Source organism: Streptomyces sp. NRRL WC-3549, from assembly GCF_000721935.1.
Taxonomy (GTDB): domain Bacteria; phylum Actinomycetota; class Actinomycetes; order Streptomycetales; family Streptomycetaceae; genus Streptomyces.
Genome location: NZ_KL585426.1, coordinates 101,381 through 106,210 on the forward strand (window position 1 = coordinate 101,381; position 4,830 = coordinate 106,210).

At 71.1% G+C, this 4,830-nt stretch carries 4 protein-coding genes; 1 reads left to right on the forward strand and 3 read right to left on the reverse strand.

The features are described 5' to 3' along the window. The first annotated feature begins 268 nt into the window (after positions 1-268). Positions 269-1,714, forward strand: a complete 1,446-nt coding sequence (locus IH13_RS0128905) for a glyceraldehyde-3-phosphate dehydrogenase (protein ID WP_031088961.1) — start codon at positions 269-271, stop codon at positions 1,712-1,714. A gap of 124 nt (positions 1,715-1,838) precedes the next feature. Here IH13_RS0128905 and IH13_RS0128910 read toward each other — a convergent pair whose 3' ends face one another. The 3 genes from IH13_RS0128910 to IH13_RS0128920 form a co-directional block, all read right to left on the reverse strand. Continuing rightward, on the reverse strand, positions 1,839-2,744 hold the full coding sequence (locus tag IH13_RS0128910; RefSeq protein ID WP_031088963.1) for a DUF2510 domain-containing protein: 906 nt from the start codon (positions 2,742-2,744) through the stop codon (positions 1,839-1,841). A gap of 81 nt (positions 2,745-2,825) precedes the next feature. Then, complete coding sequence (locus IH13_RS0128915; RefSeq protein WP_031088965.1) at positions 2,826-3,503, reverse strand: response regulator; 678 nt, start codon at positions 3,501-3,503, stop codon at positions 2,826-2,828. Positions 3,504-3,505: 2 nt separating this feature from the next. Beyond that, positions 3,506-4,480, reverse strand: a complete 975-nt coding sequence (locus tag IH13_RS0128920) for a HAMP domain-containing sensor histidine kinase (protein ID WP_031088966.1) — start codon at positions 4,478-4,480, stop codon at positions 3,506-3,508. Positions 4,481-4,830: the final 350 nt, after the last annotated feature.

Here is a 4,830-nt window from a genome sequence, read left to right on the forward strand (position 1 = left end):
AGATGTGTATAAGAGACAGGTGTCCGCCTGCGGGCCGTCGAGGAACGCGGCGGGGCCGGGACCGTGTACTCCGGGGCCGGGGCGGGCGGCCCCTGGCCGCCGGGCGCTCCGGCCCGTCCGGCCCGGCCGCGAGCACCTCCGCCGGACCGGCTCGCGGCGCCTGGTCCGGAGCGCCGTCGCCGGTGCCCTTCAGGGCGACGCCCCCTCTGAACGATCATCTTTCGGCCGGGTTAGCATATGAGCGCCTCCTAGCTCGAAAGAGAATCCTGTGACTGTCAACGACGACTCGTTCACCGACTGGAAGACCCGCGAAGAGACCGCGGAATCGATGATCCCGATCATCGGGAACCTCCACCGCGAGCGGGATGTGACGATCCTGCTGCACAGCCGCTCCCTGGTGAACAAGTCGGTGGTGAGCATCCTCAAGACCCACCGGTTCGCCCGGCAGATAGCCGGGGAGGAGCTCTCGGTCACCGAGACGCTGCCGTTCCTGAAGGCCCTGACCACTCTCGATCTCGGCCCCTCCCAGATCGATCTCGGCATGCTCGCCGCCACCTACCGGAACGACGGACGCGGCCTGACGGTCGAGGAGTTCACCGCCGAGGCCGTCGCCGGGGCGACCGGGGAGAACAAGATCGAGCGCCGTGAGGCCCGCGATGTGGTGCTGTACGGCTTCGGCCGCATCGGCCGCCTCCTGGCCCGGCTGCTCATCGAGAAGGCCGGCTCCGGCAACGGCCTGCGGCTCCGTGCCATCGTCGTCCGCAAGGGCGGGGCCCAGGACATCGTCAAGCGCGCCTCGCTGCTGCGCCGCGACTCCATCCACGGCCAGTTCCAGGGCACGATCACCGTCGACGAGGCGAGCGGCACGATCGTCGCCAACGGCAACGAGATCAAGATGATCTACGCCGACGACCCCTCCGAGGTCGACTACACGGCGTACGGCGTCAAGAACGCCATCCTCATCGACAACACCGGCCGCTGGCGCGACCGCGCCGGCCTCTCCCAGCACCTGCGGCCCGGCATCGACAAGGTCGTCCTGACGGCCCCCGGTAAGGGCGACGTCCTCAACGTCGTCCACGGCGTCAACCACGAGATGATCAAGCCGGACGAGCAGATCCTGTCCTGCGCCTCCTGCACGACCAACGCGATCGTCCCGCCGCTGAAGGCCATGGCGGACGAGTACGGCGTCCTGCGCGGCCACGTGGAGACCGTCCACTCGTTCACCAACGACCAGAACCTGCTGGACAATTACCACAAGTCCGACCGCCGGGGCCGCTCCGCGCCGCTCAACATGGTCATCACCGAGACCGGCGCCGCCTCCGCCGTCGCCAAGGCGCTGCCCGACCTCGACGCCCGGATCACCGGCAGCTCGATCCGGGTGCCGGTGCCGGACGTCTCGATCGCCATCCTCAGTCTGCGGCTCGGGCGCGAGACCACCCGTGAGGAGGTGCTGGAGTACCTGCGCAACGTGTCGCTGACCTCGCCGCTCAAGCGCCAGATCGACTTCACCAACGCCCCTGACGCGGTCTCCAGTGACTTCATCGGCTCGCGCCACGCCTCGATCGTGGACGCGGGCGCCACCAAGGTGGAGGGCGACGACGCGATCCTCTACCTCTGGTACGACAACGAGTTCGGCTACTCCTGCCAGGTCGTCCGGGTCGTCCAGCACGTCTCCGGCGTCGAGTACCCGACCTTCCCCGTGCCGGTGGCCTGATCCCACCGGGCCCGGACCGGCTTCCCACGGGCCGGGGTGCCTGGCCCGCGGACCACGGCGCACCGGCGGCCGTACCGGACCCACCCGGTACGGCCGTGACGGGTGTCCGCCTGCCCGCTCGTGGTCAGGCGCTCCGGCCCGAACCGGAACCCAGGCCCGTCGCCTTCTTGACGCCCTTGGCGATGTCGTCCATCACGGACAGCTTCGGCGCCTTGTCGTTGATGTCGAAACCGGACCGGATGACGACCAGCATGTCCGGGATGTTGGGGGAGGGGAAGGCGAGCGACTCGACGTAGCCGTCGTCGCCGTTCTCCGTCACCACCTTCCAGCGCACCCGGTAGCCCTCCTGGCCGGCCACCGTGACCGCCTCGGACTTCAGTTGCTCGTGGGAGGTGATCCCCGCGTAGATCTTCTCGCCGTAGGACTCCTCGGCGTTGGTCCGGATGTCGGCCTGGGCCGCCGCCTTCGGTGTGGTGGCGGTGACCTTCAGGGCCTGGGCCGGCGCGGAGAACACCCCGCCCAGGACGCAGCTCTGGCTCTCGTCACCGGGGCAGGCGTACTCACCGGTCGTCACCCCGGCGCCGACGGTGCCGGACTGACCGGTCCAGCCGTCGAGGACCGGGATGCTGATACCGCTGGCGAGGTCGGTGGCGTACCCGTCCTCGCTCTGCGGCGCCTCCTGCCGCTGCCCTTCCTCGCCACCGCCGCCTCGGCCGCCGCTCCCGCCGTCGTCCCGGCCGCCGCCCTGTGCGCCGGGCCGCTCCGGCGCGTCGGACGGGGCCGAGCGGGCGGCCGAAGTGCCGCCGGAGTCACCGGCCCCCAGCAGGTAGGCGCCGCCTCCGACGGCGGCGAGGAGCACGACACCGGCGGCTATGCCGGCGCCGACGCGTATCCGGCGGCGCCGTACGGCCGCGGGGGGCACACGGAGCTGGTCCGTCCACCGGCTCCCGTCCCACCAGCGTTCATGAACGGGGCCGATTCCTGAATGCCCGGGGTCTGGGTGCCATCCGGGCGGGCTCGTCTGGGTCACGGGAGAACCGTAAGCGCACTCGGTGAGAATCGTATGAAACGCACAGCCCGGCCATGGTGCCGAGGCCCCCGGTCCGCGCGCTCACGGCTCGATCAGCCCGGCCCGGATCGCGTACCGGGTGAGCTCCAGACGGTCCCTGAGTCCCAGTTTCTGGAGCAGGTTGGCCCGGTGGCGTTCGACCGTCTTGACGCTGATGACGAGCATGCCCGCGATCTCCTTGGACGAATGGCCCTCGGCGACCAGCTTGAGGATCTCCTCCTCCCGCTCGGTGATCGCGCGGTCCGGGACGTCCCGGCCCTCCCTGACCCGGTCCAGATAGTTCCGGACGAGGGCGGTGACCGCGCCCGGATAGAGGAACGGCTCGTCACGCATGGCGGCCCGGCACGCCTCCACCAGGTCGCGGTCGGCCACCGACTTCAGGACGAACCCGGAGGCGCCGGCCTTCAACGCCTCGAAGAAGTACTGCTCGTTGTCGTACATGGTCAGCATCAGTATGCGCAGCTCCGGCAGGGTCCGGGACAGCTCCCGGGCCGCCTGGAGGCCCGTCAGCCGGGGCATGGCGATGTCGAGTACCGCGAGGTCGGGCCGCTCGGAACGGGCCATCTGGATGGCCTCGGCCCCGTCACCCGCCTCGGCGACGACCTGGAGGTCGGGTTCGCCGTCGAGGATGAGCCGTACCCCCCGCCGGACCAGGGCGTGGTCGTCGGCGAGCAGGATGCGGGTCTTCCGGACGGGCGCGGTGGACGGTGTGTGAGGCATGGTCAGGTGTTTCCGTTCTCTGCGGGCGCGTCGGTGCCGGGTACGGGCACCACGAGGCGTACGTCCGTGCCGCCCCCGGGGTCGCTGCCGAGGGTGAGCCCCGCCCCGATGAGCAGGGCCCGCTCCCGCATGCCGCGCAGCCCGGCGCCCTCGGGGGCGCCGCCGAGGCCGCTGCCGTTGTCGCGGATCCGCAGCTCCACCCCGCCGGGGCCGCGGCGCAGGAACAGTTCGAGCCGGGTCGCCCCGGCGTGCCGCACGGTGTTGGTGAGGCACTCCTGGGCGATGCGGTAGACGACCAGCTCGGCCTCCTGGCCGAGTTCGGGGAGGTCCTTCTCCATGTGCCGCCTGATCGTGAGCCCGTTGGGTGTCGGCGTCTCGGTGGTCAGGGCCGTCAGCGCGCTGACCAGCCCCAGTTCCTCCAGTACTCCGGGGCGCAGCCGGCGGGCGATCCGGCGGATCTCGTCCAGGCTGCCCCGGGTGATCTCCTGGACGTGGGCCAGTTCCTCCCGCAGCGGCTCCGGGGCGTGCCCGGCCACCCGCTTCAGTTCGAGCAGCACCGCGGTGAGCGTCTGGCCGACCTCGTCGTGCAGTTCCTGCGCGACCCGGCGGCGTTCGGCCTCCTGAGCCCACAGCGCGCGGGCACTGCTCGTCGCCCGCTCCGCCTCCAGCCGGTCGAGCATGCTGTTGAACGTGGCGATCAGGTCAGCGATCTCCCCGTGCCCGGCGACCTCGGGGCGCGGGCGGGGGCTCAGCAGGTCGGTGGTCCTCATCGCCCGGGTGACGCGCTGGAGCGGGGCGAGTCCGAGCCTCAGCAGCATGGCGTTGGCACCCAGCATCGCGGCGATGCCGCCGGCGAGGATCAGGGCCTCGGTCAGCACCACCGGGGCGGACACGGTGACCGGACCGAGCAGGAGCAGGGCACCCGCTGCGACCAGGACCGCGGCGTTGAGCAGGAAGATGCGCCAGAACAGGGACAAGGCCGGGGTGTCTCCTTCATGGTTGTGCGGACGGACGGGTGCCTCCACTATGGCCGGTGCGAGCGTCTCCACTCCGCCGGGTGTTCGCCGGCGCCCGTCTACAGGGTCGGCACCCCCGTAAATGGGTGTTGGCACCGATGGTCCGGGACGGGGTCCTGATAGGAGCATGGAGAGTCCGGTGGCCCCCGGCGGTTTCCCAGAGGGAGGGAGAGGCACCATGACCTACCAGGACGAGAGGCTGCGCGCTCACGAGGACCCGCACCGGAGCCCGGCCGGCACCGGTGCGCCGGCCCCCGACACCGCCCGGGTCCCGCGCCGCCGCCGTACCGGACATCTCTGGCTGTGGCTGG